The sequence below is a fragment of the Aquincola tertiaricarbonis genome, assembly GCF_023573145.1.
GTDB classification, from domain to species: Bacteria; Pseudomonadota; Gammaproteobacteria; order Burkholderiales; family Burkholderiaceae_C; genus Aquincola; species Aquincola tertiaricarbonis_B.
In genome coordinates, this window is the sequence record NZ_CP097635.1 from 2027482 (window position 1) to 2052616 (window position 25135).

At 70.4% G+C, this 25135-nt stretch carries 25 protein-coding genes; 13 read left to right on the forward strand and 12 right to left on the reverse strand.

Annotation, left to right across the window (positions count from 1 at the left end):
• Positions 1-7 precede the first annotated feature (7 nt).
• From MW290_RS09370 to MW290_RS09415, 10 genes are all read left to right on the forward strand, one after another.
• Positions 8-1171: an ABC transporter substrate-binding protein gene (locus MW290_RS09370; RefSeq protein ID WP_250194401.1), complete on the forward strand. Its 1164-nt coding sequence runs from the start codon at positions 8-10 to the stop codon at positions 1169-1171.
• A 2-nt stretch (positions 1172-1173) separates the two neighbouring features.
• Positions 1174-2013: an ABC transporter permease gene (locus MW290_RS09375; protein ID WP_250194402.1), complete on the forward strand. Its 840-nt coding sequence runs from the start codon at positions 1174-1176 to the stop codon at positions 2011-2013.
• A complete protein-coding gene (locus tag MW290_RS09380; RefSeq protein ID WP_250194403.1) occupies positions 2013-2792 on the forward strand; it encodes an ABC transporter permease in 780 nt (259 codons plus the stop codon). Before MW290_RS09375 ends, MW290_RS09380 begins: the two co-directional genes overlap by 1 nt.
• Positions 2793-2811: 19 nt before the next feature.
• Entirely contained in the window at positions 2812-3570 is a 759-nt protein-coding gene (locus tag MW290_RS09385) for an ABC transporter ATP-binding protein (RefSeq protein ID WP_250194404.1), read from the forward strand.
• 30 nt (positions 3571-3600) lie between these two features.
• The gene (locus MW290_RS09390; protein ID WP_250194405.1) at positions 3601-4953 is read left to right on the forward strand and encodes an LLM class flavin-dependent oxidoreductase; all 1353 of its coding nucleotides are present in this window, start codon (positions 3601-3603) and stop codon (positions 4951-4953) included.
• A 15-nt stretch (positions 4954-4968) separates the two neighbouring features.
• Positions 4969-6735, forward strand: a complete 1767-nt coding sequence (locus tag MW290_RS09395; RefSeq protein ID WP_250194406.1) for a phosphatase PAP2 family protein — start codon at positions 4969-4971, stop codon at positions 6733-6735.
• Positions 6736-6754: 19 nt separating this feature from the next.
• Entirely contained in the window at positions 6755-7648 is an 894-nt protein-coding gene (locus tag MW290_RS09400; protein ID WP_250194407.1) for a TauD/TfdA dioxygenase family protein, read from the forward strand.
• On the forward strand, positions 7645-8613 hold the full coding sequence (locus tag MW290_RS09405) for an aliphatic sulfonate ABC transporter substrate-binding protein (protein WP_250194408.1): 969 nt from the start codon (positions 7645-7647) through the stop codon (positions 8611-8613). Before MW290_RS09400 ends, MW290_RS09405 begins: the two co-directional genes overlap by 4 nt.
• A 93-nt stretch (positions 8614-8706) precedes the next feature.
• Positions 8707-9036, forward strand: a complete 330-nt coding sequence (locus MW290_RS09410; protein ID WP_250194409.1) for a type II toxin-antitoxin system Phd/YefM family antitoxin — start codon at positions 8707-8709, stop codon at positions 9034-9036.
• Positions 9029-9430, forward strand: a complete 402-nt coding sequence (locus MW290_RS09415; RefSeq protein WP_250194410.1) for a type II toxin-antitoxin system RelE/ParE family toxin — start codon at positions 9029-9031, stop codon at positions 9428-9430. The genes MW290_RS09410 and MW290_RS09415 overlap by 8 nt, the downstream gene beginning before the upstream one ends.
• 63 nt (positions 9431-9493) lie before the next feature.
• Here MW290_RS09415 and MW290_RS09420 read toward each other — a convergent pair whose 3' ends face one another.
• From MW290_RS09420 to MW290_RS09430, 3 genes are all read right to left on the reverse strand, one after another.
• Positions 9494-11059, reverse strand: a complete 1566-nt coding sequence (locus MW290_RS09420) for an ABC transporter substrate-binding protein (protein ID WP_250196638.1) — start codon at positions 11057-11059, stop codon at positions 9494-9496.
• Positions 11060-11163: 104 nt separating this feature from the next.
• Positions 11164-12039: a PEP-CTERM sorting domain-containing protein gene (locus MW290_RS09425; protein WP_250194411.1), complete on the reverse strand. Its 876-nt coding sequence runs from the start codon at positions 12037-12039 to the stop codon at positions 11164-11166.
• Positions 12040-12125: 86 nt separating this feature from the next.
• Positions 12126-13262 (reverse strand): glycerophosphodiester phosphodiesterase, encoded by a 1137-nt coding sequence (locus MW290_RS09430; RefSeq protein ID WP_250194412.1) that lies wholly within the window; start codon positions 13260-13262, stop codon positions 12126-12128.
• A gap of 214 nt (positions 13263-13476) precedes the next feature.
• Here MW290_RS09430 and MW290_RS09435 point away from each other — a divergent pair.
• A protein-coding gene (locus MW290_RS09435) for an IS5 family transposase (protein ID WP_250194413.1) occupies positions 13477-14240 on the forward strand; the annotation gives its coding sequence in 2 pieces (ribosomal slippage) (positions 13477-13792 and positions 13792-14240; 765 coding nt in all).
• Positions 14241-14276: 36 nt separating this feature from the next.
• On the opposite strand, the gene MW290_RS09440 is transcribed toward MW290_RS09435, so the two are convergent.
• Both MW290_RS09440 and MW290_RS09445 read right to left on the reverse strand, forming a co-directional pair.
• Positions 14277-15086: a class II glutamine amidotransferase gene (locus MW290_RS09440; protein WP_250194414.1), complete on the reverse strand. Its 810-nt coding sequence runs from the start codon at positions 15084-15086 to the stop codon at positions 14277-14279.
• Between the two features lie 104 nt (positions 15087-15190).
• Positions 15191-15532 carry a hypothetical protein gene (locus MW290_RS09445; RefSeq protein ID WP_250194415.1) on the reverse strand — a complete coding sequence of 114 codons (342 nt, stop codon included), beginning with the start codon at positions 15530-15532 and terminating at the stop codon, positions 15191-15193.
• Positions 15533-15878: 346 nt separating this feature from the next.
• Between MW290_RS09445 and MW290_RS09450 the strand changes: the two genes are divergently transcribed.
• Both MW290_RS09450 and MW290_RS09455 read left to right on the forward strand, forming a co-directional pair.
• Positions 15879-16781, forward strand: a complete 903-nt coding sequence (locus MW290_RS09450) for a fatty acid desaturase (RefSeq protein WP_250194416.1) — start codon at positions 15879-15881, stop codon at positions 16779-16781.
• Positions 16778-17533: a phosphate/phosphite/phosphonate ABC transporter substrate-binding protein gene (locus tag MW290_RS09455; RefSeq protein WP_250194417.1), complete on the forward strand. Its 756-nt coding sequence runs from the start codon at positions 16778-16780 to the stop codon at positions 17531-17533. Before MW290_RS09450 ends, MW290_RS09455 begins: the two co-directional genes overlap by 4 nt.
• A 111-nt stretch (positions 17534-17644) precedes the next feature.
• Here MW290_RS09455 and chrA read toward each other — a convergent pair whose 3' ends face one another.
• The 7 genes from chrA to MW290_RS09490 are packed head-to-tail and all read right to left on the reverse strand — an operon-like array spanning position 17645 to position 25126.
• Entirely contained in the window at positions 17645-19015 is a 1371-nt protein-coding gene (gene chrA, locus MW290_RS09460; protein WP_250194418.1) for a chromate efflux transporter, read from the reverse strand.
• Between the two features lie 32 nt (positions 19016-19047).
• Positions 19048-20388, reverse strand: coding sequence for an LLM class flavin-dependent oxidoreductase (locus MW290_RS09465; RefSeq protein ID WP_250194419.1), 1341 nt, complete (start codon positions 20386-20388; stop codon positions 19048-19050).
• On the reverse strand, positions 20385-21236 hold the full coding sequence (locus MW290_RS09470; protein ID WP_250194420.1) for a MetQ/NlpA family ABC transporter substrate-binding protein: 852 nt from the start codon (positions 21234-21236) through the stop codon (positions 20385-20387). The genes MW290_RS09465 and MW290_RS09470 overlap by 4 nt, the downstream gene beginning before the upstream one ends.
• Positions 21237-21256: 20 nt before the next feature.
• A complete protein-coding gene (locus MW290_RS09475) occupies positions 21257-22207 on the reverse strand; it encodes an ABC transporter ATP-binding protein (protein ID WP_250194421.1) in 951 nt (316 codons plus the stop codon).
• Positions 22204-23217: an ABC transporter ATP-binding protein gene (locus MW290_RS09480; protein ID WP_250194422.1), complete on the reverse strand. Its 1014-nt coding sequence runs from the start codon at positions 23215-23217 to the stop codon at positions 22204-22206. Before MW290_RS09480 ends, MW290_RS09475 begins: the two co-directional genes overlap by 4 nt.
• Positions 23214-24134, reverse strand: a complete 921-nt coding sequence (locus MW290_RS09485) for an ABC transporter permease (protein WP_250194423.1) — start codon at positions 24132-24134, stop codon at positions 23214-23216. Before MW290_RS09485 ends, MW290_RS09480 begins: the two co-directional genes overlap by 4 nt.
• On the reverse strand, positions 24131-25126 hold the full coding sequence (locus MW290_RS09490) for an ABC transporter permease (RefSeq protein WP_250194424.1): 996 nt from the start codon (positions 25124-25126) through the stop codon (positions 24131-24133). Before MW290_RS09490 ends, MW290_RS09485 begins: the two co-directional genes overlap by 4 nt.
• Positions 25127-25135: the final 9 nt, after the last annotated feature.

Genomic DNA, 25135 nt, shown 5'->3' on the forward strand with positions numbered 1-25135 from the left:
GCCCGCGATGACGCTCACACGACGTGGCGCCCTGCGCCGCCTGGCAGCCGGTGGCGCCGCCAGCCTGGGCCTGCCCGGCCTGGCCCGCGCACAGGCCGCTACCCACACGCTGCGCATCGGCGTGGCGCAGCCGGCCGTCGGCCAGCCGCCCAGCATCGCCGGCAGCTCCATGGCCATCGCCCATGCGAAGGGCTGGATTGACGAAGCCTTTCAGCCCGACGGCGTGAAGGTGGAGTGGCTGTTCTTCAAGGGCGCCGGCCCGGCCGTCAACGAGGCGCTGACCACCGGCCAGCTGGACTTCGCCTTCCAGGGCGACCTGCCGGCCATCGTGGCCCGCTCGGCCGGGCTCAAGACGCGGCTGATCCTGGCCACCGGGGTGCGCAGCAACATCTACATCGGCGTGCCGCCCGATTCAAGGCCAAGGACCCCCAGGGCCGGGCTGCGCCCAGCCCGCCCCCCGAGGGGGTCAAGGAAACTTGGGGCGGCCCGGCGTTTCCTTGAGAAGACGGTGGCCGACCTGCGCGGCAAGCGGGTGTCGCTGTTCCGCGGCACCAACATGCACCTGCCGGCGCTGCGGTTGCTGGAAGCGCACGGCCTGGCCGAGAAGGACCTGAAGATCCTGAACCTGGACACCGCCGGCTACCTGACCGCGCTGGCCACGCGCGACATCGATGCCGCCATCGGCGCGATGGACATCCTGCGCCTGCGCGACAAGGGCCAGGTGCGGGTGCTGTACGCCAGCAAGGGCGATTCGCCGGTGTTCACCCGCCAGAGCCATGTGCTGGTGACCGACGCCTACGCCGCCGCCCATCCGCAGCATGTGCAGCGCCTGGTGGATGCGGCGGTGCGCACCGCGCGCTGGTCGTCCGACGAGGCCAACCGCGAGGAGGTGCTGCGCCTGTGGGCCCGTGCCGGCACGCCGTACGAGCACTGGAAGGAAGACTACGCCGGCGAGCCGCTGCGCGTGCGGCTGAACCCCAACTTCGACCCCTTCCTGGTGGCCCGCTACAAGGACGCCGAGGCCCAGGCCTACCGCTTCAAGCTCAGCCGCAAGCGCTTCGACGTCGACGGCTGGATCGACACCCGCTACCTGCAGGCGTCGCTGCGCCAGCAGGGGCTGCAGAACTACTGGCCTGTGTACCAGGCCGATGGCAAGGCACTGGGAGCCTGAGCATGGAACAACCTCTGCACATCGGGCTGGAGCATCGCGCCGCCGTGGCCCGCTTCCCGACGCCGCGCTGGCGTCTGCCCCACCTCGCCTTCGGCCGCTGGCTGCTGGCCTGGCCGGTGCCGCTGGCGGTGCTGGCGCTGTGGTGGCTGGCGGCCCGGCATGAATGGATCGCGCCGCAGGTGCTGCCCTCGCCCGAGGCGGTGGCGCTCACGCTGGCTGAATCGGCGCGCAGCGGCGAGCTGTGGGCCAACCTGCAGGTGAGCCTGCTGCGGGTGCTGGGCGGCTTCGGCGTGGGCCTGGCCGGCGGGCTGCTGCTGGGCGTGGTCATGGGCTTGTCGCCCACGGTCAAGGACTACCTCTACCCCACCTTCAAGGCCTTCAGCCAGGTGCCGGTGCTGGGCTGGCTGCCGCTGCTGATGCTGCTGGTGGGCATCGACGAGGCGCTGAAGATCATCCTCATCAGCAAGGCGGCGCTGGTGCCCATCGCGCTCAACACCTACAAGGGCATCCAGGGCGTGCCCACCCGCTACATCGAGGTGGGCCGTGTGCTGCGCTTCTCGCGCTGGCAGATGCTCAGCCGCGTGGTGTTTCCGGCGGCGCTGGCACCGATCTGGAACGGCGTGCGCTACGGCCTCACGCATGCCTGGCTGGCGCTGGTGGTGGTGGAACTGCTGGCCTCCAGCGAAGGCCTGGGCTACATGATCGTGTTCGGCCGCCAGCTGTTCCAGCTGGACGTGGTGCTGGCCGCGGTGGTGGTGGTGGGCGCGGTGGGCTATCTGCTCGACAAGCTGCTGGCCCTGGTGGAGCAGCGGCTGCTGGGCTGGCGCAAGGAGGGGCTGTGATGGCACGCACCTTCATCCCCCGCCCGCTGCGCGGCTGGGTGCTGCCCGCCGCCTTGCTGGCCGCCTGGTGGCTGGCCACCCGCTGGGGCTGGACCACCTCGCCGCTGCTGGTGCCGCCCGAGAAGGTGTGGGCCACGGCGGTGGAGCAGGTCACCAGCGGCAAGCTGGCCGCGGCCCTGGGCGCCAGCCTGCGGCGCGACCTCATCGGCTTTGCCATCGGCAGCTCGGCCGGCCTGCTGTTCGGCGCGCTGCTGGGTGCTTCGCGCCTGGCCGACCGGCTGCTGGGCCCCAGCTTCCACACGCTCAAGCAGATCTCGCTGTTCGCGTGGATCCCGCTGCTGTCGGTGTGGTTCGGCCTGGGCGATGCGGCCAAGGTGGCCTTCCTGTCGCTGGCGGCCTTCTTCCCGGTGGTGCTCAACACCTACGAAGGCATCCGCAGCGTGCCGGCCGATCTGCTGGAGGTGGCCCGCGTGCTGCGCTTCACGCGCTGGCAGACCTGGCGCCACCTGATCCTGCCTTCGGCCTCGCCGTCCATCTTCGCGGGCGTGCACCTGGCGCTCATCTATGCCTGGCTGGCCACGCTGGGCGCCGAGTACCTGCTGGTCTCGGGCCAGGGCATCGGCAACACCATGATCGACGGCCGCGAGCACTTCTGGATGGACCTGGTGCTGTTCGGCGTCATCGTCGTCGGCCTGGTGGGCTTCGCCCTCAACTGGATTGCCAGCCGCATCGAAGCACGTGCGCTGGCCTGGCGTGGCCGTTCGGTCGCGCAGTTCTGACTCAACCCAAGGAGGTCCCATGGCCCACGCAGGCACGCTGCACATCGGCAACCTGAGCAAGCAGTTCGAGGTCAAGGGCCAGGCCCTGCCGGTGCTGCAGAACATCACCCTCACCGTCAACCCGGGTGAGTTCGTCAGCATCGTCGGCAGCAGCGGCTGCGGCAAGAGCACGCTGCTGCGGCTGATCGTCGGCCTGGAAGCCGACTACCAGGGCGAGGTGCTGCTGGACGGCCAGCGCATCGTGGGCACCAGCCTCGACCGCGGCATCGTGTTCCAGGAGCACCGGCTGTTCCCGTGGCTCAACGTGGAGCAGAACATCGCGCTCGGTCTGCTGAACGCCGAGCAGCCCGAAGCCGACAAGCAGCGCTCGGTGCGCGAGCACATCGCGCTGGTGGGGCTGACAGGGTTCGAGAAGGCTTATCCGCACCAGCTCAGCGGCGGCATGTCGCAGCGTGTGGCCATTGCGCGGGCGCTGGTCAGCCGGCCCGAGGTGCTGCTGCTGGACGAGCCTTTCGGCGCGCTCGACGCCATCACCCGCGCGCACCTGCAGCAGGAGCTTCACCGCATCTGGCTGGCCGAGGGCATCACCATGATCCTGGTCACCCACGACGTGGAAGAGGCCGTGTACCTGGGCCAGAAGGTGGTGGTGATGGAGCCGCGGCCCGGCCGCATCCGCCGCACGGTGCCGGTGCCGCTGAGCTACCCGCGCGACCGGCTGAGCGCCGGCTTCAACCAGGCCAAGGAAGAAGTGCTGGCCGAGTTCGCCGGCACGGCTTGAGGCCGCAGTGGTCCAGACAAGGAGGGAACCATGACCCAACGCAAGCTGCGCCTCGGCGCTTTCATCATGGCCACCGGCCACCACATCGCGGCCTGGCGGCACCCGGGCTCGCAGGCCGATGCTGGCATCAACATCGACCACTACGTGCAGCTGGCGCAAACCGCCGAGCGCGGGCTGTTCGACCAGGTGTTCGTGGCCGACAGCCCCGGCCAGCGCCACCGTGGCGACGAAGATTCGCTCAGCCGCCAGGGCCGCGTCTCGTACTTCGAGCCGGTGACGTTGTGGGCCGCGCTGTCGCAGGTCACCCGGCACATCGGCTTCGTGGCCACGGCCAGCACCACCTACGAAGACCCCTACCTGCTGGCGCGCAAGTTCGCGTCGCTGGACCACATCAGCAAGGGCCGTGCGGCCTGGAACGTGGTGACCACCAGCGCCGACAACGTGCACGGCAACTTCGGCCTGGCGGCCCACCCCGACCCCGCCGCGCGCTATGCGCGGGCGCATGAGTTCGTCGAGGTGGTCAAGGGCCTGTGGGACAGCTTCGAGGACGACGCCTTCGTGCGCGATGCGTCCACCGGCGTGTACTTCGACCCGCGCAAGCTGCATGCGCTGAACCACGTCGGCAAGCACTTCAAGGTGGAAGGGCCGCTCAACATTGAGCGGCCGCCGCAGGGCCATCCGGTGATCGTGCAGGCCGGCTCGTCGGAAGACGGCAAGGAGCTGGCCGCGGCCACCGCCGAGGCCATCTTCACCGCCTGGACCAGTCGCGAAGAGGCGCAGGCCTTCTACACCGACGTCAAGGGCCGCATGGCCAAGTACGGCCGCCGGCCCGAGCAGCTGCTGGTGCTGCCCGGCATCTCGCCGGTGATCGGCCGCACCGAAGAAGAAGCCCGGGCCAAGTGGGCCGAGCTGCAGGCGCTGATCCATCCTTCGGTGGGCTTGAACGTGCTGCAGCCCTTCTGGCCCCACGACGACCTGAGCCGCTGGGACCTGGACGCACCGCCGCCCTACTACCCCGAGCCGCCCCAGGGCGTGAACAGCCGGGCGCATGTGGTCATCCAGCTGGCACGGCGTGAGCGCTTCACCGTGCGCCAGCTGTACGAGTACCTGGCCGGCGCCCGCGGCCACTGGGTGGTGGTGGGCACGCCGGCGCAGATCGCCGACCAGATGCAGGACTGGTTCGAGCATGGCGCGGCCGACGGCTTCAACGTGATGCCGCCGGTGCTGCCGCAATCGCTGGACGAGTTTGTGGACCTGGTGGTGCCCGAACTGCAGCGGCGCGGCCTGTTCCGCACCGCCTACGAAGGCCGCACCCTGCGCGAGAACCTGGGCCTGGCCCGACCGGCCAGCCGCTATGCCAACCCGGCCGCACAAGCGGCCTGAAGTGAGGGAGGTTCCATGAGCGACCCATTGACGACCAGCCGCCGCGGCTTTTTGCTGCAGGCCGGTGCCGGCCTGGCCGCGGGCACCGCGCTGCAGGCGCAGGCCCAGACCACCGCGGCTGCACCCGGGGCAGCCAGGCCCGCCGCGCCGGCCGACGTGCCCGACGTCCAACTGGCCGACGAGCAGTTCCGCCGTCGCGCCTACGAGGTGCGCACCGCGCTGGCCAAGGCCGCGGCCGATCAACCGGTGCCGCCACACCCCACCAACGGTGATGAGGCGCGCTACCCCAACCGCATCGGCAGCGACACCCGCGCGCTGCCGCACAACGCCCGCGGCGAGGTGGACCCCACGGCCTGGCGCCTGGCCACCGCGGCCTTCGCCAGCCGCGAGCCGGCCGACTTCGAGAAGATTCCGCTGGGGGGCACCCGCAAGCTGCTGAACCCGGTGGGCACGCTGGCCGTGAGCCTGGACGGCCTGAACGCCTCGCAGTTCGCGCTGCCGCCGGCCCCCGCGCTGGCCAGCGCGGCCCGCGCCAGCGAGGCCATCGAGATCTACTGGGCCGCGCTGCTGCGCGACGTGCCCTTCAGCGAGTTCCGCGACGACACGCGCCACCGCGAGGTGCTGGCCGCGGTGGCCGAGCTGGACAAGGCGCCCGACTTCCACGGTCCGCGCCTCAACGGCCGCGTGACGCCGCAGACCCTGCTGCGCGGCGCGGTGCTGTACGTGGACGAGCGCGATCCCAGCGGCCGCACCGGGCGCTGGGCCACGCCGCCGGGCGTGACCGACGGGCCCTACATCTCGCAGTTCCTGTACCGCGACGTGCCCTTCGGCGCGCAAAGCCTGTCGGCCCGCATCCGCAGCTACACGCCCGCCAACGAGCACCTGACCCGCTTCGAAGACTGGCTGGCCGTGCAGAACGGCCAGGCGCCCAAGGCGCGGGTGGTGCACGATCCGCAGCACCGCTACATCGCCACCACGCGGGACCTGGCGGCCTATGCGCACTCGGCCGCGGCCTTCGGCGTCATCGCCAACCAGTTGCTCAGCAGCGCGGCCAATGCGGCCGACCCTTCGTTCGGCGGCGTGTTTCCGGCAGGGCAGAGCACGCTGGCCCCGAACAACCCCTACCTGCGCTCCAAGACGCAGGGCGGTGCCTCGGGCACCTTCGGCGCGGCCTACTTCCAGTCGCTCATCTCGCTGGCGGCTTCGCTGGGCATCCGCATCAACTACTACCAGAAGTGGTACGAGCAGCGCATCCTGCGGCCCGAGGCCTTCGGCGGCCTGGTGCAGCAGCGCCTGGCCGGTGGCATCACCGATTACCCGGTGCACGAGGCCTTCCTCGGCTCGCAGGCGCTGGAGCGCAGCCGCGCCCGCAACGGCAGCTTCCTGCTGCCGCAGGTGTACCCCGAGGGCGCGCCCATCCACTCTTCCTACCCCGGCGGCGCCGCCATCATCGGCGCGGTCACGGCCACGCTGCTCAAGGCCTTCTACGACGAGAGCCTGGTGCTGCCCAACCCGGTGCAGCCCGACCCGGCCGACCCCACGCGGCTGGTGCCCTACGTGGGCCCGCCGCTCACGCTGGGCGGCGAGCTGAACAAGCTGGCCCTGAACTACGGCAGCGGCCGCACCGCCGCCGGCATCCACTGGCGCTCCGATGCGGCGGCCTCGTATGCGCAGGGCGAGAACCTGGTCATCAGCCTGCTGCGTGAGCAGAAGGCCACTTTCCGCGAGCCGTTCGAAGGCTTTGCCTTCACCCGGTTCGACGGCACCCGCGTCGTCATCTGACGCACCCCAAGGAGAACTCATGAGTGCAGTGATCGATCAAGTGAGCCTGGACATCGTGCCGGTGGCCGGCCGCATCGGCGCCGAGGTGCGCGGCCTGCGGCTGTCGGGCCAGCTGGCGCCCGACACCTTCCAGGCGCTGCAGCAGGCGCTGTACCGCCACAAGGTGCTGTTCGTGCGCGGCCAGCAGCACCTGGACGATGCCGGCCAGGAAGCCTTCGCCCGCTTGTGGGGCGAGTTGGTGGAACACCCCACCGTGCCCTCCAAGGACGGCACGTGGCTGCTGGAGCTGGACTCGCGCCACGGCGGCCGTGCCAACTCCTGGCATACCGACGTGACCTTCGAGGTGGACTATCCGCAGGTCAGCATCCTGCGGGCGGTGGTCATTCCGCCCTACGGCGGCGACACCGTGTGGGCCAATACCGCGCTGGCCTATGACGAGCTGCCGGCCTCGCTCAAGACCCTGGCCGACCAGCTGTGGGCGGTGCACAGCAACCACTACGACTATGCCGCCACCCGCATCGAGCCCGATGCCCATGGCGCCCGCAAGTACCAGGAGGTGTTCACCCGCCGGCTGATCGAGGCCGAGCATCCGCTGGTGCGCGTGCACCCGGTCACCGGTGAGCGCACGCTGGTCTCGGGCCACTTCATCCAGCGCTTCATCGGCTACAACACGCAGGACAGCGACCTGCTGTTCCAGCTGTTCCAGAACCACATCACGCGGCTGGAGAACACCGTGCGCTGGCGCTGGCAGGTGGGCGACGTGGCCCTGTGGGACAACCGCGCCACCCAGCACTACGCCACCAACGACTATGGCGACCAGCACCGCGTGGTGCGCCGCGTGACCGTGGCCGGCGACGTGCCGGTGTCGGTGGACGGCCAGCGCAGCCGGGTGCGCAGCCCAGCCGCTCAATGAGCCGACGGTTCCACCCTGCCGCCACGCGCCGCCAGCTGCTGGGCCTGGGCCTGGCGGCCGCGCTGCCGCTCGCAGCGCGGGCCGCCGGGCCTGCCGACAAGCTGCGCATCGGCTTCCAGAAGTCGTCGACCCTGATGATCTTCCTGAAGTCGCGCGGCACGCTGGAAAAGGCGCTGGCGCCGCTGAACGTGGCGGTGTCGTGGCACGAGTTCACCTCGGGCCTGCCGCTGCTGGAGGCGCTCAACATCGGCGCCATCGACCTCAGCGCCGACGTGGCCGATGCCGTGCCGCCCTTTGCGCTGGCGGCCGGTGCCAAGCTCACCTATGTGGCCATCGAGACGCCGTCGCCGCAGGCGCAGGCCATCGTGGTGCGCAAGGACTCGCCCATCACCAGCGTCGCCCAGCTCAAGGGCCAGAAGATCGCGTTCGCCAAGGGCGCCGGCGCGCATTTCCTGCTGCTGGAGGCGCTGGCGGCCCACGGGCTCGGCGTGCGAGACATCGAGCCCGCCTACCTGAGCCCGGCGGACGGCCGTGCGGCATTTGAAGGCGGCAACGTGGCCGCCTGGGTGATCTGGGACCCGTTCCTGTCGGCGGTGCAGCGCCAGGCCGGCGCCCGCATCCTGCTGGACGGCACGCGCCTGTTCGCCTACCGGCGCTTCTACCTGGCCGCCACGCCGTATGCGCAACGGCGCAGCGACGTGCTGGCCACGGTGTACGCCGAGCTGCAGCGGGCCGGTGAGTGGATCAAGCAGAACCCGGGGCCGGCGGCCGAATGGCATGCCCCGGTGATCGGCCTGGACGCGGCCACCGTCGAGGCTGCCAACCTGCGCCGCAGCTACCGCGTGCAGCCGGTGGATGGCGAGGCGCTGGCCGAGCAGCAGCGCATCGCCGATGCCTTCGTGCAGGCGCAGATCCTGCCGCGCAAGCTGGTGATCGCCGAGTCGCCGGTGTGGCGACCTGCGTGATCGATCGATGCGCTGGCTGGGCCCGCAAAAGCCCGTCCGGCGCTGGAGTAGACTGCACAGAATCCTGTCATCTACCCCGCCAAGGAGCCGGCCATGGGCTTTTCAGCCAGCGATGTGGTGCCGTTCACCCAGGCGCGCGCCAACCTGTCCGAGCTGGCCGACCAGGCCAAGGCTGGCGCCGAGAAGATCATCACCAAGAACGGCAAGAGCTACGTCGCCCTCATCGATGCGGACCGGCTTGACTACTACCACCGCCTGGAGCGCGAGCGCATCCACCTGCTGCTGATCGATGACGCCAGGCGCGGCCTGGCCGACATCGAGGCTGGCCGCACCGTGGGGGCCGATGCCGCCATCGCCCAGCTTCAGCAGCGCCGCGCCGCAGTGGCAAAGACAGCAGGCAAGACCGCCAAGAAGCGTGGGTGAGGATCGGTACCGGGTCGAGCTGACCGCGAGCTTTCTGGAGCGGCTGAACGCCATCGAGGCGTTCTTGACCGAAGCCGACGCGGCCTTTGCCTTCGACGACCTGCTGGCCGAACTGCGCGCCACGGTCATCCCCAACCTGGCCCGTTTCCCCCGCATCGGCCGGCGCTACCTGGACAACCCGCCGCAATCGGCCGAGGCCCTGGCCCAGCTCGCAGCGCTGCCGGCCGGCGCTGCCAGCGCCTTGCGCGAGTACCTGCATGGCGACTACCTGTTGCTCTACACGGCCATGGACGCCCCTGCGACGGTTTATCTGCTGTCCATCCGCCACCACCGACAACTCTCTTTCGATTTTGGGCGCCTCTGGCCTGGCGCTGGAATGCCGCCTTCCGAGTGAACGCCGTGCAAATCGAACAGGCCCTTGTTCAAGGCCATCATGGCGCGGCCGTGACCGGCCTGATCAATCGATACGCGTGTAGCGCAGTTCCAGCTGGTTGTTGGCGCGGTGCGGAGTGCTGATGTTCTCACGCACCGCCCAGGGCGTGACCTGGTGGTGCAGCGGGATCAGCGCCACGTCGTCCTGTGCCAGCTTCAGCGTCTGGCGCAGGTCCTGCGTGCGGCGCTGCGGGTCGGACTCGGTCTTCAGCTTGTCGATCAGCGTGTCCAGCGCCGGGTTGCTGTAGCGCCCGTAGTTCCAGTTGCCGTCGGCGCCGGTGCCCACAGTGCGCACCAGCGACTGCAGCGTGTACAGCGCATCGAAGGTGGGCACACCCCAGCCGAACAGGTACAGGCTGGTGTCGTTGCGCGCGATCTTCTGGAAGAAGGTGGTGGCCGGCTGCGCATTCAGCCGCGCGGTGATGCCCACCCGTGCGAAGTAGCTGGTCAGCGCCTTGCAGATCTCCTCGTCGTTCACGTAGCGGTTGTTGGGGCAGTCCAGCGTCACCTCGAAGCCGTTGGGGTAGCCCGCTTCGGCCAGCAGCGCCTTGGCCTTGGCCGGGTCGTAGGGCAGGCGGCGGTCGCCCTCGGCCGTCCAGCCCGCCACCTGCGGCGCCACGTAGGCGCCGGCAGGCTGTGAAAGGCCGCGCATCACCACACGCTGCAGCGTGACGGCATCGATGGCGTGGTACAGCGCCTGCCGCACGCGCAGGTCCTTGAAGGGGTTGCGGCCCTTCACGTTGGCGTAGGCCAGCTCGTCGCGCTGCTGGTCCAGGCCCAGGAAGATGGTGCGGAACTCGGGCCCTTCGATCAGCTTGACGCCGGGGGTGCTGCGCAGCTTCTGGATGTCTTGCGTCGCAGGGTCGAGCACGAAATCCACCTCGCCCGACAGCAGCGCGGCCAGCCGCGTGGCATCAGACGCGATGGGTTGGAACACCACCTCGGTGACGTTGCCCTGCATCTTGCCCCACCAGTTCGGGTTGGCCACCAGCACGGTGCGCGCGTCGGCCTGCGTGCTCTTGAGCATGTAGGGGCCGGTGCCGTTGGCATTGCGCACCGCGTAGGTCTCTTCGCGCTGGGCGAAGTTCTGCGGCTGGTCCACCTTGTTCTTCACGGCCCAGGCGCGGCTCATGATGCGCACCATGGTCAGCTGGCGCAGCAGCACCGGGTTGGGGGCGGCCAGGCGCAGCTCCACCGTGCCGTCGTCGATGCGACGTACGTTCTCCACGCCGGCAAGGTAGGCCTTGACGCCCGAAGAGGGCGCCATCGCCCGCTCCAGCGAGAACACCACGTCGTCGGCGGTGAAAGGAGTGCCGTCATGGAAGCGCACGCCATTGCGCAGCTTGAAGCGCCAGGTGCGCGCATCCGGTTGGGTCCATTGCGTGGCCAGGCCGGGCTCGATGTTGAAGCCCTGGTCGTAATGCACCAGCGCGTCGTGGGTATAGGCGGCGAAGGCGGTGGCCGGTCCCACGTTGAGCGCATGCGGGTCGAAGGTCAGCACGTCGCCCTGGGCGGTCCAACGGAAGGTCTTGGCCTGCAGCGGCAGGGCGGCGGCCAGGGCGATGCCGCAGGCCAGCAGGCCGGCGCGCAGGGCGGAGGTCTTGAGGATGTGTCGCATGAGATCGCACAGCGGTGGGCAGGGCGCGCATTGTGGCCAATGAGGCCGGCGCCGCCAACGAAGCGGGGCGCATGACCTCATGCGCGCATCGTGCACGGGCGTGGCCTGAGCAGCCATGATCCCAGCCCGACCAGGCTCATCACCCAGGTGGCCGGCTCGGGCACGGCCGACACCGGCACGCCGACGATGTTCACCAGGCCGCGGTATTCGGGCGCCACGGTGAACACCGGGTCGACCCAGGCGCTGCCGGTGCCGTACTGGTTCTTGTAGGGGTCCTGGCCCCGCACGTCGAGGCCCGCGCCCGCATGGGCCGACAGGGCCACGGTGACCAGGGTGTAAGGCGCGATCTGCGCCCATTCGTCGATGTAGATCGAGCCGTTGCCGTTGGTGATCACCGGCTCCTGGCCCACACCGCTGACCACGCCGGTGGTCTGGAAGATGCTGCTCACCGGCCCCCGCGGCACACTGCGGTAGCCCATCGCGAAGGTGATGTCGGCGGTGGCATAGCCCTCCGAGCCGACCGAGCCCAACGCCTGCACCCGCAGCGGGATGCTGCTGGGCAGCACCGCGCCGGGTTTGGCCTCGAGCTGGAACTCGTAGTAGATGCTGGCGTAGCTGCCGATCTGCTCATCGGCCGTGCTGGCGGTGGCGCGCACGGTGCCGCCATGTTCGGCGGTGGCCGAGGCATTGCCGATGGTGCCGGTGCCCTGGAAGCTGGTGTGCGTCAGCCGCACCGTGGTGTCCGTGGGCAGCTGTGGTGCGCGGGTCAGGTCTTGCCAGGGCAGCTTGCCGGCATTCAGCGTGTCGCCGGGCGTGAAGACGTCGGGCGTGATCTCGATGGCGGCGCGGTACAGCGGCGTTTGCAAGGCCAGGGCCGGTGCGGCCAGCGCCGACAGGCTGCACAACAGGATGGCCCGGCGCAGGCTGGCCGGGCAAAGCAGGGGGGTGTTCAAGCGCTTCCTCCGTGGCGGTGATGGTCAGGGCACCCGCGGATGCCCTGCATTCACGTACGAAGAAAGCGCGCCCTGCCGGACAGCGGTCAATCCACCGTCTTGCGCGCCGCCACGCCGGTGGCCGGGAAGTCGGTGAAGATGCCGTCCAGGCCGAGCTTCATGTAGTACGCGATCTCGGCCTGCGGGTCCTTGAAGCCGTAGACACCCGAATCGTCGCGGAAGGTCCAGGTGTGCACCAGCAGGCCGCGGGCATGAGCCGCTTCCACCACGCCGGTGCTGCCGTCCACGCGCCGGTCGTTGACGGTGAGGGTGGTGTCGCCGGTGCGTTCCACGCCGTCGTTCACCGTCTTCACCAAGTAGGGCTTCCAGGGGCCGATGGCGTCGGCATAGGTCTTGACGAAGTCCAGGCCCGCCGGCGTCAGCAGGTCGGAGAACAACCGCGCATCGCCCTTGACCACGAAGTCGTAGGGCTGGCGGTATGGCGCCACCAGCGAGAGGCTGCCGTCGGCATTCACGTCGTCGGCGTCGATCAGCTGCACCAGTCGGATGGCCGTCTTGGTGCGCAGGTACTGCAGGTTGCTGACCTCGAACGACTGGATGAACACCGGCGCGCTCTTGCTGTTGCCCCAGGCGGTGTGCAGCGCGGCGACCAGCTTGTCCTCGAACACGTTGGCGCCGAACAGGCCGGCATGGAAGGTGGAGTGCTTGATCTCGGGATAGATGCCGATGCTGCGGCCGGTGCTGGCGGCCGCGGACTTGGCCAGCGCGATCACTTCGGCCAGCGTGGGAATGGTGTACAGGCCGTCGTAGGCCTTGGAACGGCCGGCCCGCGATTGCACCGCCCGCAGCGTCTTGATCTCTGCCAGCGTGAAGTCGCTGGCCCAGTAGGCGGTGGTCGACACGCCGTCCAGCAGGCGGGTGCGCATGCGCTCGGGGCCGAACTTGGTGGCCACGTCGGTGGTGCCGTCCAGCACCGGCTCATGGCGGGCGACCATCTCGCCGTCGGAGGTGAGCACCAGGTCGGGCTCGATGAAGTCAGCCCCCTGGTCGATGGCCAGCTGGTAGCTCTCCAGCGTGTGCTCAGGCCGCAGGCCCGAAGCGCCGCGGTGGCCGATCACCAGCGTGGGTTCCCCGTTGAGCGTGGACCAATTGTCGTCGTCGTTGCCGCAGGCCTGCAGCATCATCACGGCAGCGGCCGCTGCCGCCATCAGTCGCCATTTCATCCCGGGCTCCTCGTTTGTTTCGAATGTGTGACGGCGCGCATGGTCTCCCGCACCCATGACAGCGCCGTGACGGCTTCGATGCTGCCGAGGGCCGGCCCGACACGCCATGCGGGCAAACGCCCGGGCGCATCCGTGGCGGCTGGCTGCGGGGCCGTGAAACTAGGGCCTGTTAACACTAATTGCGCCGCTGGCGATCTGCATCGACACTGAGTCGATGGAGATCACCGCAGCGCAGTTTGCCCAGATCGAACACTGTTTGCCGCGTCAGCGCGGCAACGTCAGGCTGTCGAACCTGCAGGTGCTCAACGCGATCCTGTACGTCGCGGAGCACGGCTGCAAGTGGCGTGGCCTGCCCAAGCGGTTCGGCAACTGGCACACGATCTACACGCGTATGAGCCGCTGGGCGAAGTCCGGGGTGCTGGACCGGGCCTTCGAGCAACTGCAGCGCGCCCAGGTCGTGCAGATCAAGATCGAGGCCGTGTCGCTGGATAGCACCAGCGTCAAGGTGCATCCCGACGGTACCGGCGCTCGAAAAAAAACGGTCCGCAGGCTATCGGCAAGTCCCGTGGTGGCTGGAACACCAAGATCCACCTCGTCGCGGCGGACGCGCGCACGGCCATAACGTTCTCGCTGTCGCCGGGCCAGGCGCACGATGCACCCGAAGGCCGCGCACTGCTCAAGCGGCTGGGGCCGCCGAGTCGACCGCTGCACCTCATCATGGACCGCGCCTACGAGGGCAACGAGACCCGCCAACTGGCGCTCGACCTGGGCTTCATCCCTGTCGTGCCGCCGCTGAGCACGCGCATCGAACCCTGGGAGTACGACCGTGCCATGTACAAGCGCCGCAACGAGGTCGAGCGCTTGTTCCGCAGGCTCAAGGGCTACCGGCGCATCTTCTCCCGCTTCGAGAAGCTCGACCTCATGTTCATCGCCTTCATCAGCTTCGCACTGATCGCGGACGGACTGCGGTTGTGTTAACAGGCCCTAGGGGGCTGCCTCTCTGCGGCGCGGCTGTCAGGCCGCGGCGGCCAGCGCCGGCGTGGCCTGCTGCCACACCGGCCGGCCCTGCTCGAACACGCGCAGCTCGCCGGCGCCGAAGGCCTGCCAGGGCTCGGTGCGGGTCAGGGGCTGGGTGGCCACCACCACCATGCGGTCGTCGGGGCCGTTGGCGCCGGCCAGGTCCAGCTCCAGGTCGCAGTCCACCAGCTGGGCCCGCGCAAAGGGATGCTGCCGCGCCACCCAGTGCAGCTGCGTGCTGCCATGGGCATACAGCGCATGGCCGTCGGTCAGCAGCATGTTGAAGGTGCCGTGCACGCTGATCTGCGGCAGCAGCTCGGCCAGCACCGGCGCCAGCGCCTGCCAGTGCGGCGCCGGGCCGTGGCCGCCGCCGAAGGCCTGGCGCAGGCGCTGCAGCAGCCAGCAGAAGGCATGTTCGCTGTCGGTCTGGCCCAGCGGCAGGTGGCTGCCGTCCAGCGGCGGGCGAAAGCCCTTCAGATCGCCGTTGTGGGCAAACACCCAGCTGCGGCCGCGCCATTCGCGCACGAAGGGGTGGCAGTTGGCCAGCCCCACTGCGCCCTGCGTGGCCTTGCGCACATGGGCCAGCACCGTGCGCGCGCGCAGCGGATGTTGCCGCAAAAAGGCGGCCAGCGGCGCATCGCAGGCGCGGCCGGCGTCGTGGAACACCTGGGGCACCTGCCCGTCATGAAAGGCCATGCCCCAGCCATCCGCATGGTGGTCGGTGGCTCCGCCGCGTGCCGAGAACCCCGTGAAGGAGAACGTGGCCGCGGTGGGCGCGTTGCTGTTGATGGCAAGCAGTTGGCACATGGCGACAGGAAAAGCCCTGTCGCATTCTTCGGCCTGCGGGTGCGGAACCTAAGCGACCATTGCTTCGATCGACATGCGGGCGCTGCACAAGGGCAGGCTGCGGGCTACTTGCTGGCGATCACTGTTAGCACAGCGGCGATGCCCAGCCAGACCTGCGCCGCCAGTTGCTGGCCATGCTTGAGGGACTCGAAGCCATCGTCGGGGCCGAAGGTCTTGAAGAGCACAAAGTACTCGAATGCAAACCAGAGCGGTGGCAGCAGCACCCAGGCACACCAGCAGACGTAGAAGCGACGCTGCCAGTGGTCAGGTTTGCAAAGCGGCAGGTAGTGATACAGCACGACGATCGTCACGACAGCGCCGAGGAAGGCGCAGCTCACGGCCGCGTAGAGAATCCAGGAAGGTATGGCACAGACCGGTCCATACACCGCTTGTTTGCCGGATTCCACGTCGAGCGCCTCCTCACGGGTCAGACCAGGGGTAAGAGCTGCCTCCGCACTTGAGCCACGAGGCCGATCGTGAGTGGACCATCGTTGTGCGCGGTGAGGTGATGCCCCCCCAAGAACGAAGTCCTGCGCGCTCGTCCAAAAAGAAAGGCCCGCTTGCGCGGGCCTTGAAAAGGCCACCCACCATCGGGGGCCAGGAGACAAGCGCCACTCTTGTTTCGCCGTTGCCGTGTTGTCTCGGTGCCCAGCTTAGCGACGGTGATGCCGGCCGGGGCCGAATGTTTTTGCCTATGCAAACGCGATTTGCTTCGTTGGCCCCGGGGCGCCCGGCTGCCTAAGGTGCGGCTGCATGAAAGCAGCTGCATTCGAGGAGTGGCCGACCTGGGCCCTGGTGATTGCCGTGTATGGCGCCTGGCTGGGCGCGCTGCTGGCGCTGCCGGTGCTGGGGCCGCTGGCCGGCACCGCCTTGCTGGCCCTGGCCTGCTGCTGGTTCATGAGCCTGCAGCATGAGCTGCTGCACGGCCACCCCACGCGCAGCGCGCGCATCAACCGCCTGCTGGGCCTGCTGCCGCTGGCGGCCTGGTACCCCTACGACCTGTACCGCAGCACCCACCTGGCCCATCACCGCGACGAGCTGCTGACGCAACCGGGCATCGACCCCGAGAGCAACTACCTGAGCGCCCGTGACTATGCCCGGCTGGGCCCCACCGGCCGTTGGCTGCGCCATGCGCAGCGCACGGTGCTGGGCCGCATGCTGCTGGGCCCAGCGCTGGTGATCGTGCCCACCTGGGCCGATCTGCTGCGTCGGCCGCTGCGCGGCGACACCTCGCAGCTGGGCGCTTGGGGGCCGCACCTGCTGCTGCTGGCGGCGCTGCTGTGGGCGCTGCAGCGCTGGGCCGGCATCTCGCCGCTGCACTACCTGCTGGGCGTGTGCTACCCGGCACTGGGGCTGGCCATGCTGCGCTCGTTCTACGAGCACCGGCCCGCGGCCAATGCGGCGCACCGCGTGGTGGTGAACGAGGCCGGCTGGTTCTGGCGCTGGCTGTTCCTCAACAACAACTACCATGCGGTGCACCACGCCCAGCCGGGCCTGCCATGGTGGCGCATCCGCCGGGTGTACCTGGCCCAGCGGGCCGAGGTGCTGGCGCGCAATGGCGGCTTCCTGGTGCCGGGTTATGGCAGCCTGTGGCGCCGGCATGCCTGGCGGCCCATCGATTCGCCCATCCACCCCATCCGCCCCACCCACCGATGACCCTGCCGCCCCGTACCGCCGCGCTGCCGATGTACGACTTGCAGCCCGAAGCGGTGCAGGCCTGGTGGCGGGGCCTGGCCGCTGCGCTGCGGCGCGAGGGCGTGCCAGAGGTGCCCGAGGTGTTGACCTGGCCCGACGACCTGGAAGCGCACTGGCTGCAGCCGCGGCTGCTGCTCAGCCAGGCCTGCGGCCATCCGCTGGTCACCCGGCTGTGGGACGCGGTGCAGGTGGTGGGCGCCATGCGCTATGCCGCGCCGGGTTGCGAAGGCATCCGCTACAGCAGCCTGCTGGTGGCGCGCGACGGGCATGCGGGCGGCCTGGCCGCCCTGGCGGGCCGCGTGGCGGCGGTCAACGATCCCGGTTCTTACTCCGGCTGCATCGCGCTGCGGCGGGCGGTGGCGTCGGTGGGGGGCGATCAGCGGTTCTTCGGCCGCACCACCTTCACCGGCAGCCACCGCGCCTCCTTGGCGGCGGTGCGTCAGGGTGCGGCCGACGTGGCCGCCATCGATGCGGTGACGCATGCGCTGATCCAGCGCCACCAGCCGGCGCTGCTGCAGGGGCTGCAGGTCATCGGCCGCACGCCGCTGGCGCCGGGCCTGCCGCTCATCACCGCGCTGCACACCTCGGCGCAGGAGCTGCGTGCGCTGCAACGCGGCCTGCAGGCCGCTTGCCGCGACCCTGCGCTGGCGGCCGAGCGCCGGGCCCTGCTGATCGAAGGCTTCGAGGCGGTGCCGGCCAGCACCTGGGAGTAGCGGGCGGGCGAAGCCGCGCCGTGGGTGCGGGACCACGAAGCGCCGGGCCGTCCCAAGCTTCGTGGCTCCCCCTCGGGGGGGCGGTCCGGGCGAAGCCCGGGCCTTGGGGGCTCAACTCAGCAGCGTTGGCGCTGCCAACGTCACCACCAGCCCGGCCAGCGCGCTGGCGGCCAGCAGCGGCAGCACGCCCAGCTTGAAGTGGAACAGCGCCACCGCCGCGGCCAGTGCGATCAGCGCCGACACCGCATCGAAGCGGCCGCCCCAGCCCTGCGGCCACAGCACATGCAGCGCGAAGAACACGGCCAGGTTGAGGATGACGCCCACCACCGCCGCGGTGATGGCCGACAGCGGCGCAGTGAAGCCCAGCTTGCCGTGGGTGGTCTCGATCAGCGGCCCGCCCGCCAGGATGAACACGAACGAGGGCAGGAAGGTGAAGAAGGTGACCACCGTGGCCGCCAGCGCACCTGCCAGCGCCAGCGCATCAGGGCCCAGCAGCTGGCGCGTCCAGCCGCCGACGAAGCCGACGAAGGCCACCACCATGATCAACGGCCCGGGCGTGGTTTCACCCAGCGCCAGGCCGTCGATCATCTGCGGGCCGGTGAGCCATTGCTGCGACTCCACCGCGCCCTGGTACACATAGGGCAGCACGGCATACGCACCGCCGAAGGTCAGCAGCGCCGCCTTGGTGAAGAACCAGCCCATCTGCGCCAACGTGCCCTGCCAGCCGCCCCAGGCCACCAGCGCGCCCAGCGCCAGCGCCCACAGCGCCAGGCCCACCCCCAGCACCCGCGCCAGGCCACCGCGCGAGAAGCGCGCATGCGGCGGCGTGGGCGTGTCGTCGTCGATCAAGGCAGGCGCATGCGGCGCCGCGCCGGGCGCATGGCCGCCGCCCAGCGCAAACACCTGCGGCGCCCGGCGGGCCCCGAACCACCCCACCAACCCCGCCGCCAGCACGATGGCCGGAAAGGGCACGCCGGCCAGCGTGATGGCCGCGAACGAGGCTGCCGCGATGGCCCACAGCCAGGCGTTCTTCAGCGCCCGGCTGCCGATGCGGTGGGCTGCATGCAGCACCAGCGCGGTGACCGCCGGCTTGATGCCGTAGAAGAGGCCGGCCACCACCGGCACCTGGCCGAAGCGCAGGTACACCCAGCTCAGCGCGATGAGGATGAAGAGCGAGGGCAGCACGAACAGCGCGCCGGCCACCAGGCCGCCCCAGCTGCGGTGCATCAACCAGCCGATGTAGGTGGCCAGCTGCTGCGCCTCGGGGCCGGGCAGCACCATGCAGTAGTTCAGCGCATGCAAAAAGCGCTTCTCGCTGATCCAGCGGCGGCGTTCCACCAGCTCGCTGTGCATGATCGCGATCTGTCCGGCCGGGCCGCCGAAGCTGATGAAGCCCAGCTTCAGCCAGAAGCGGAAGGCCTCGGCAAAGCTGACGGCGGGCGGCGTGCCCGTGTCGCCGGCGGAAAGGGTGGGAGATGCCATGGCCGGCAGCATAGGGCCGGCCGCAGGGGGCATCAACGAAAGTGCCGGTTGGGCACCCGCGCCAGCCCCAGGTGCTCGCGCAGCGTGCGGCCCTCATAGGCGCGGCGGAACAGGCCGCGGCGCTGCAGCTCGGGCACCACCAGCTGCGTGAAGTCGTCCAGCCCGCCTGGCGTGCTGCTGAACATCACGTTGAAGCCGTCGGCCGCACCGGTGGAGAACCAGTGCTCGAAGTCGTCGGCGATGGCCTGCGGCGTGCCCACCAGCATGCGGTGGCCGCCGGCGCTCCAGCGGGTGTAGAGCTGCTGCACCGTCGGCCGCTCCTTGCGTATCCAGTCCACCAGCAGCTTCTGACGGCTCTGGTGGCTGTTGGTCAGCGGAATCTCATCGGGCAGTTCCACCCGCGCATCCAGCGCCAGCCGGGTGAGGTCGATGCCCAGGCTGGCATAGCTGCTCAGCGCGCGCAGCACCACGTCGGCATCGCGCGCTTGCAGCAGCTCGCCCCACTTGTCGTCGGCCTCGGCCTGGCTGCGGCCGATCACCGGCATCACGCCGGGCAGGATGTGGATCTGCTCGGGGCCCCGGCCCAGCGCGGCCGCGCGCTGCTTGACGTCGGCATAAAACGCCCGGGCCTCGTCGATGTCCTGCGCGGCGGTGTAAAGCATCTCGCCCACGCGGGCGGCCAGGGCCTTGCCGTCTTCGCTGGCACCGGCCTGCGAGATCACCGGCCAGCCCTGCAGCGGCCGCGGCGCGTTGAGCGGGCCGCGCACCTGGAAGTGCTGGCCGCGATGGTTGAGCACCCGCAGCTTGTCGGGGTTGGCCCAACGGCCGCTGGCCTTGTCGGTGACGAAGGCATCGTCGGCCCAGCTGTCCCACAGGCCCGTGACCACGTCGACGAACTCGTGCGCCCGCTCGTAGCGGGCGCCGTGGTCGCGGTGCGCGTCGAGGTTGAAGTTCTCGCCGCCACCGGTGGAGGTGACCACGTTCCAGCCTGCGCGGCCACCGCTCAGATGGTCCAGCGAGGCGAAGGCGCGGGCCACGTTGTAGGGCTCGCTGTAGCTGGTGCTCACCGAGCCCACCAGGCCGATGCGCTCGGTGGCCATGGCCAGGGCCGACAGCAGCACCATCGGTTCCCAGCGCGGGGCCTGCGGGCTCTGGGCCACCGTGGCCGGGTCGGCGGCGGCGAACACGTTGTCGTAGAAGAACAGCGCGTCGAAACAGGCGGCTTCCAGCTTGCGGGCATAGGACACGTAGCGCTGCACGTTCCAGGCGGCATCGATGTCGGAAGCCGGGTGGCGCCAGCTGTCGCCTTGCACCGCCGAGCCGGTGAAGTAGGCGCCCAGCTTCAGCTGGCGCCGTGCGGGCACGCCGCTCATGGCTTGGCCGCCACGCTGGCCGGCTTGAAGTAGTCGGGCAGGGGGTAGCCCTTCCAGGCCGGGTTGGATTCAAAGGCCTGCTGGAACTGCGGCGATTGGTAGGCGGCCACGAGATCGCGCGCGAACTTCGCGTTCTGGTTGCTGCGCTTGACGGCCACCACGTTCACATAGGGCAGGGTCATGTCTTCCAGCTTCAAGGCTTCGGTCAGCTTCAGGCCATAGGCCACTGCGAAGTTGCCCTGGATGGCGGCCAGGTCGGCATCGTCCAGCGAGCGCGGTGCCTGTGCGGCATCCAGCGGCACGATCTTCAGCTGGCGCGGGTTGCGGGTGATGTCGCGCTCCGACACGCTGGCCGCGTCCACGCCGGGCTTCAGGCTCACCCAGCCGGCGGCCTCCAGGATGCGCAGCGCACGGGCGGTGTTCACCGGGTCGGAGGGCACGGTGACGGTGGCGCCCTGCGGCACCTCGGCCAGCGACTTCCAGCGCTTGCTGTACAGGCCCATCGGCGGCGTGGGCACGTGCACGATGGGCACCAGGTCGAACTTCTGCCGCTGGTTGCTGGCCTCCAGGTACACCGTGTGCTGGAAGATGTTGGCGTGGATCTGGCCGCGCTCCACCGCGTCGTTGGGCTGCACGCCCTGGCTGAACTCGACGTACTGCACCTCATACCCCAGCTGCCTGAGCTGCGGCTCGATGCCGAGGCGGAAGGCATCGCGGTAAGGGCCCGGCATGAAGCCGATGCGCAGCGGCTCGGCCGCCTGGGCGCGCGCCCACAGCGGCAGGCCGGCCAGCAGCAGGGTGGCCGCCAGCAGGCGGCGGCGCGGGTGGGAACGGGGCGTGGTGGTCACGGTACTTCCTCGGTGGGGTGTCAGACGTGGTGGCAGGCGACGTGGTGGCCGTCGTCCAGGCGTCGCAGGGGCGGGGCCTCGCTGTGGCAGCGGCTGCTGGCCAGCGGGCAGCGATGGCGGAAGGCGCAGCCTTCGGCTTTGCCCGCCGCATCGGCGGTGGCCGCGACAGGCGTGATGGGCGGGCTGCGCCGCTGCAGGCCGGGCGTGGCCGCCATCAGCGTGCGGGTGTAGGGGTGCAGGGGCGTGCGCCACAGGCTGTCGCGCGGCGCCAGTTCCACCACCCGGCCGCGGAACATCACCGCCACGCGGTCGGCCATGTGGCGCACCACGCCCAGGTCGTGCGAGATGAAGAGACCCGCCAGCCCGAAGTGCGCGCGCAGGTCCAGCAGCAGGTTCAGCACCTGGGCGCGCACCGACACGTCCAAGGCCGACACCGCCTCGTCGCACACCAGCAGCTCGGGCTCCAGCATCAGCGCGCGGGCAATGGCCACCCGCTGCCGCTGGCCGCCCGAGAACTCATGCGGATGGCGCGCTGCCATCTCCGGCCGCAGGCCGACGCGGGCCAGCATGGCCTGCACCCGCTCGCGCCGCTCGGCCGCGTTGGCACCGCGCCGCTGCACGCGCAGCGGCTCTTCCAGCGCCTGGCCGATGGTCAGCCGCGGGTTGAGCGAGGCATACGGATCCTGGAACACCATCTGCATGCGGGCGCGCTGCGGCGCCAGCGCGCGGCGGCTGCGGTGGGTGATGTCCTCGCCATCGAACACGATGCGGCCCTGGTCCACGTCCACCAGCCGCATCACCGCGCGGGCCAGGGTGGACTTGCCGCAGCCGCTTTCGCCGACCAGGCCCAGCGTCTCGTCGCGGCCGATGTGCAGGTCGATGCCGTCCAGCGCGCGCGGCGCGGCGCCCGGCGCGCCGGGATAGCGCTTGGCCACGGCGCTGAGTTGCAGCAGGGGAGTTTGTGCACTCATGCGGCCCAGGCCTCGTCAACGGCTTGGGCCCGCGCCGGCACCAGCGGATGGTGGCAGGCGCTGGCGCGGCCGCCTTGCTGCAGCAGCAGTGGCGCGGCCTGCCGGCAGCGGGGGCTGGCCATGGCGCAGCGCGGCGCGAAGGCGCAGCCCGGCGGCAGCGCCAGCAGCGAGGGCACGGTGCCGCCGATCTCGGGCAGCCGGCTGCCGGGGGCCACCTGCTCCAGCGCCACCGAGGCCAGCAGGCCGGCGGTGTAGGGGTGGCGCGGCGCCGCGAACAGCTCGGCCACCGGCCCTTCTTCCACGATGCGGCCGGCATACATCACGGCCGCGCGGTCGGCCACCTGGGCCACCACGCCCAGGTCGTGGGTGATGAGCAGCAGGCCCAGGCCGGTGCTTCGCTGCAGCTCGGCCAGCAGGGCCAGGATCTCGGCCTGGGTGGTCACGTCCAGCGCGGTGGTGGGCTCGTCGGCCACCAGCAGCTCGGGCTCGCCGGCCAGCGCCAGCGCGATCAGCGCCCGCTGGCGCTGGCCGCCCGACAACCGGTGCGGCACCGCATGGGCCTGCGCCTGCGGGTCGGGCAGGCGCACCTGGGCCAGCAACTGCACCGCGCGGTCCCAGGCGGCACGCCGGCCCAGCTGCGGCTGGTGCAGCCGCACCGCCTCGGCGATCTGCGCGCCGATGGTCTGCACCGGGTTCAGCGCCGACAGGTCCTGGAACACCATGCCGATGCGGCCGCCGCGCACGCGGCGCAGCGCGGCGGCGTCCAGCTGCAGCAGGTCGGTGCCCTGCAGCAGCACCTGGCCGGCTTCGATGCGCCCGGGTGGCGCCACCAGGCGCAGCAGGGAGGCGGCGGTGACCGACTTGCCGCTGCCGCTTTCGCCCACCAAGGCCAGCGTCTGGCCACGGTGCAGCGTCAGGTCGACGCCGTCCACCGCCTTGGCCACGCCGGCCGGGGTGTGGAACCAGGTGCGCAGGCCTCGCACTTCCAGCAGGGGGGTGGTGTGGGTCATGCCAGGGCCCGCCGCTTGAGTTGCGGGTTGACCAGCTCGCTCAGCCCTTCACCCACCAGGTTGAAGCCCAGCACCGCCACCACGATGGCGGCGCCCGGCAGCGCGCAGATGAACCAGGCGTCCACCACCTGCTCGCGCCCGGCACCGATGAGGGTGCCCCAGCTCATCACGTTGGGGTCGCCCAGGCCCAGGAAGGCCAGGGCCGCCTCGGTCTGGATGGCATTGGCGATGGTGAGCGTGGACACGACCACCACCGAAGGCAAGGCATTGGGCAGGATCTGCGTCAGCATCAGCCGCAGGTCGCCCATGCCCAGGGTTTCGGCCGCCAGCACGAACTCACGCTCGCGCAGCCGCAGGAACTCGGCCCGCACCAGCCGCGCGGTGGCCGGCCAGCTGACGATGCCGATGGCGATGACCTCGGTGGTGATCGAGGGCTTGAACAAGGCCACCAGCACCACTGCCAGCACGAACTTGGGCACGGTCTGGAACACCTCGGTGACGCGGCCCAGCAGCGCATCCACCCAGCCGCGGTAGAAGCCACCCAGCGCGCCGATGGCCACGCCCAGCAGCGCCGACAGCGCGGTGCTCACCAGCCCTACCAGCAGCGAGACCCGCGCGCCCGACACCAGCCCGGTGGCGATGTCGCGGCCCATCAGGTCGGTGCCCAGCGGGTAGGCCGGGTCTTCACCCGGCCACAGCATCGGCGGGCCGGCCATGTCCCAGGGGTCGGCGCTGAACACCAGGCGGCCGAACAGCGCCACCGCGGCCAGGGCCAGCAGCATCAGGCCGCCCACCGCCAGGGCAGGACGGCGGGCCACGGCGTGCGCGGCGGCGGTGGCCCGCGCTGCCAGGCGCTGCCGGCGGCTGGGCGGCAGCGCGCAGTCGGTGCAGGCCGAAGACGTGTGCAGCGTGGTCATGCGCGCACCCCATGCGGTGCATGCAGCTGCACCCGCGGGTCCAGCAGCGCCGTGGCCAGGTCGACCAAGATGTTGATCACCGTCACCAGCAATGAGCTGAGCAGCAGGATGCCCAGCAGCAGGTTGAAGTCGCGCGCCAGGATGGCCTCGAAGGCCAGCCGGCCCAGGCCCGGCCACGAGAACACCGACTCCACCAGCACCGCGCCGCTGAGCAGCGAAGCCACCTGGTAGCCCAGCATCGTGACCAGCGGCAGCGCCGCATTGCGCAGCGCATGGCCGGCCAGCACCCGCGGCTCGGAGGCGCCCTTGGCCCGCGCGGTGCGGATGAAGTCGGCGCCCAGCGTCTCGACCATCGCGCTGCGCATCAGCCGCGCATACACCGCCAGGAAGAAGGTGGACAGCGTGAGCGCCGGCAGCACGGCATGGTGCGCCACGTCCAGCGCATGCACCCACCAGGGCCCTTGCAGGCCCACGGTGACCATGCCGCCGGCCGGCAGCCAGCCCAGCTTGCCGGCGAACAGCACCAGCGCCATCAGCCCCAGCCAGAAGGTGGGCATGGCATAGGCGAAGAGCACGGCCACCGCCACCACATGGTCGAACCAGCCGCCGGGCTTGAGCGCCGACAGCGTGCCCAGCAGCATGCCCAGCACCAGCGCAAAGCCCATGGCCAGCGCCATCAGCAGCAGCGTGGCCGGCAGCCGGCTGAGGATGAGGTCCAGCACCGGCATGTTCTGCCGGTACGACCAGCCCAGGTCCAGCGTCAGCAGCCGGCCCAGGTAGGCCAGCAGCTGCGCCGCCAGCGGCTGGTCGAGGCCGAACTGCGCCCGCAGCGCGGCCATCTGCTCGGGCGTGGCGGCGCCGGCTTCGCCGGCCAGCACGTCCACCACGTCACCCGGTGCCAGCTGCAGCACCAGGAAGTTGAGCAGCGCGATGCCCAGCACCACCGGCAGCACCTGCAGCAGCCGGTTCCTCAGGTAGCGCCCCAGGTCCATGCCGGGCAC

Excerpts from the sequence above, each read along its gene's own strand:
- MW290_RS09375 (WP_250194402.1), top strand. The coding sequence starts at position 1,174 with ATGGAACAACCTCTGCACATCGGGCTGGAGCATCGCGCCGCCGTGGCC.
- MW290_RS09490 (WP_250194424.1), bottom strand. The coding sequence starts at position 25,126 with ATGGACCTGGGGCGCTACCTGAGGAACCGGCTGCTGCAGGTGCTGCCG.
- MW290_RS09465 (WP_250194419.1), bottom strand. The coding sequence starts at position 20,388 with ATGAGCGGCGTGCCCGCACGGCGCCAGCTGAAGCTGGGCGCCTACTTC.
- chrA (WP_250194418.1), bottom strand. The coding sequence starts at position 19,015 with ATGGCATCTCCCACCCTTTCCGCCGGCGACACGGGCACGCCGCCCGCC.
- MW290_RS09475 (WP_250194421.1), bottom strand. The coding sequence starts at position 22,207 with ATGAGTGCACAAACTCCCCTGCTGCAACTCAGCGCCGTGGCCAAGCGC.
- MW290_RS09395 (WP_250194406.1), top strand. The coding sequence starts at position 4,969 with ATGAGCGACCCATTGACGACCAGCCGCCGCGGCTTTTTGCTGCAGGCC.
- MW290_RS09450 (WP_250194416.1), top strand. The coding sequence starts at position 15,879 with ATGAAAGCAGCTGCATTCGAGGAGTGGCCGACCTGGGCCCTGGTGATT.
- MW290_RS09485 (WP_250194423.1), bottom strand. The coding sequence starts at position 24,134 with ATGACCACGCTGCACACGTCTTCGGCCTGCACCGACTGCGCGCTGCCG.
- MW290_RS09405 (WP_250194408.1), top strand. The coding sequence starts at position 7,645 with ATGAGCCGACGGTTCCACCCTGCCGCCACGCGCCGCCAGCTGCTGGGC.
- MW290_RS09370 (WP_250194401.1), top strand. The coding sequence starts at position 8 with ATGACGCTCACACGACGTGGCGCCCTGCGCCGCCTGGCAGCCGGTGGC.
- MW290_RS09430 (WP_250194412.1), bottom strand. The coding sequence starts at position 13,262 with ATGAAATGGCGACTGATGGCGGCAGCGGCCGCTGCCGTGATGATGCTG.
- MW290_RS09410 (WP_250194409.1), top strand. The coding sequence starts at position 8,707 with ATGGGCTTTTCAGCCAGCGATGTGGTGCCGTTCACCCAGGCGCGCGCC.
- MW290_RS09380 (WP_250194403.1), top strand. The coding sequence starts at position 2,013 with ATGGCACGCACCTTCATCCCCCGCCCGCTGCGCGGCTGGGTGCTGCCC.
- MW290_RS09480 (WP_250194422.1), bottom strand. The coding sequence starts at position 23,217 with ATGACCCACACCACCCCCCTGCTGGAAGTGCGAGGCCTGCGCACCTGG.
- MW290_RS09440 (WP_250194414.1), bottom strand. The coding sequence starts at position 15,086 with ATGTGCCAACTGCTTGCCATCAACAGCAACGCGCCCACCGCGGCCACG.
- MW290_RS09390 (WP_250194405.1), top strand. The coding sequence starts at position 3,601 with ATGACCCAACGCAAGCTGCGCCTCGGCGCTTTCATCATGGCCACCGGC.
- MW290_RS09455 (WP_250194417.1), top strand. The coding sequence starts at position 16,778 with ATGACCCTGCCGCCCCGTACCGCCGCGCTGCCGATGTACGACTTGCAG.
- MW290_RS09400 (WP_250194407.1), top strand. The coding sequence starts at position 6,755 with ATGAGTGCAGTGATCGATCAAGTGAGCCTGGACATCGTGCCGGTGGCC.
- MW290_RS09385 (WP_250194404.1), top strand. The coding sequence starts at position 2,812 with ATGGCCCACGCAGGCACGCTGCACATCGGCAACCTGAGCAAGCAGTTC.